The sequence below is a fragment of the Fulvivirga kasyanovii genome, from assembly GCF_009711405.1.
Lineage (GTDB): Bacteria > Bacteroidota > Bacteroidia > Cytophagales > Cyclobacteriaceae > Fulvivirga > Fulvivirga kasyanovii.
Genome location: NZ_SMLW01000195.1, coordinates 1 through 1,898, shown reverse-complemented (window position 1 = coordinate 1,898; position 1,898 = coordinate 1). Strand labels below are relative to the sequence as shown.

Here is a 1,898-nt window from a genome sequence, read left to right as displayed (position 1 = left end):
ATTGGACGGCGGGCTCAAAAGGATGCATACGGCTCCTATAAATCAATCGGAGGAAAAAACTGGGGCATGATTGGCCTTTTCGGAATATTGTGTGGTATAATGATCCTGTCATTCTACAATGTAGTAGCAGGCTGGGCATTTGGCTACTTCCTCGAAATTTCTTTTGGCAACCTTTTACAATCAGAAGATTTTAGAAGTTTCTTCGGTGGCTACGTAAGTGACATCTGGGATAACCTTTTCTTTTCTGTATGTTTTATGATCATCACGGCATTTATAGTAGTAAAAGGTGTTTCAGGCGGTATAGAAAGAGCATCTAAAATACTTATGCCAATGCTATATGTGATCCTTTTAGGGTTGATCGTATACAGTTTAACACTGGACAACGCTATTGAAGGAATCAAATTTTACCTGCTTCCGGACATCAGTAAACTGAACCTGGAAACCATATATTCTGCACTGGGTCAGGCATTCTTCTCACTTTCCCTGGGTATGGGAGCCCTGATCACTTACGGATCTTATATTGACAAAAAACAAAATATTGTTTCATCAGCAGCCATGATCTCCGTCATGGATGTATCGGTGGCATTTCTGGCCGGTCTGTTGATATTCCCATTGGTATTCTCGCAAGGGCAGACCCCTTCAGAAGGCCCGGGACTTGTGTTTGTTGCCCTTCCCGGTGTTTTTAATGCCATGGGGCCTATCATTGGCAAAATCGTTGGTGGTGGCTTCTTCCTGTTGCTTTGTTTTGCAGCACTGACTTCCACCATTTCACTACTGGAGGTTCCTGTAGCTTATTTGGTGGACGAGAAAAAACTCCCAAGAAAGGCTGTTGTTTGGCTGCTGGCTGCTTTCATTTTTATTGTAGGGCTGCCTAGCATGTTATCACAAGGTGCTGTAGATGCTTTCTCTTCCCTGAGTTTTTACGGGGATAAATCTTTCTTAGATTTTGTATCAGAAGTATTCTCCGATATCAGCTTACCACTGGGAGGTTGTCTTATGTCAATATTTATAGCTGTAAAATGGAAGACACATAACCTGTCGGATGAGATCAGCGAGGGCAATGAGAGTTACAAAGGTTCGTTTATGGAAAAAGTGATAAACCTGATCCTGGTGTACATCGCCCCTATTTTGCTGGCGCTTATATTTATAAATACAGTATTGGACAAGTTCTTCGGATTATCTATTATCTGATAAATAATCCGTCAGGCAACATATTTTTCTGCCGCAATCTTCTTCAAATCCTCCCATGCCTCCGGTGTGGGAGGATTTCCTTTATCAAACATATCTATCATCCACTTCACTACTGACTTTTTAAAGCCAAAGTTGGCCATCAACTCCTCACAAAACTCAATTTCACTGTCTTCAACAACATCATCTGCATAAACCATCATCACCAGGTCATAAAGCTGGTTCATCTTCTGATCATGGCTTTCCGGCACATTTAGGGTGGTCTCCTTCTCACTTCTTATCAGCGAGGCGATCTGGCGATCCTTAAGACCGTATTTAGCACCAACTTTATACAACATTTTTTCTTCCTCAGTGTGCAGGTGGCCATCTACTTTGGCAAGAGCGATAAGGTTACTGAGGTGGTTCTTTTTATAAGCAAGGTACTGATGTTCAAAAAATCCAATCATGACAACAACATTTTAATGTAAATTAATTATTTCTACTCCAAAGCCTCTTTACCAGGGCAATTACTTCATCCAGATCCGATTTCTTCAACCCCAGCCTCTCGGCAATATTAAGACAGAGCAGGTATTCCCTTTCTTCGATAGTACCATCAACCATAGACATAAAAACTACATCTGCCAACTGCTCTTCTCTGTCCTCCACTAATTCAGGAACAACAAATTCCAGCGCTTCAATGTTGGACATCACCGCAGCAATCTGCTCAGGCA

General features: G+C 41.8%; 3 protein-coding genes. 1 reads left to right on the top strand and 2 read right to left on the bottom strand.

Annotated features, from left to right (window positions below; all coding sequences use genetic code 11):
• A partial coding sequence (locus E1163_RS00770; protein WP_155168619.1) for a sodium-dependent transporter occupies positions 1 to 1,191 on the top strand: 1,191 nt, incomplete at its 5' end.
• Positions 1,192 to 1,202: 11 nt separating this feature from the next.
• On the opposite strand, the gene E1163_RS00765 is transcribed toward E1163_RS00770, so the two are convergent.
• Positions 1,203 to 1,634 (bottom strand): tellurite resistance TerB family protein, encoded by a 432-nt coding sequence (locus tag E1163_RS00765; RefSeq protein WP_155168618.1) that lies wholly within the window; start codon positions 1,632 to 1,634, stop codon positions 1,203 to 1,205.
• A gap of 22 nt (positions 1,635 to 1,656) precedes the next feature.
• On the bottom strand, positions 1,657 to 1,898 hold a 242-nt coding region (locus E1163_RS30250; RefSeq protein ID WP_425482660.1), incomplete at its 5' end, for a hypothetical protein.

Excerpts from the sequence above, each read along its gene's own strand:
- E1163_RS00765 (WP_155168618.1), bottom strand. The coding sequence starts at position 1,634 with ATGATTGGATTTTTTGAACATCAGTACCTTGCTTATAAAAAGAACCAC.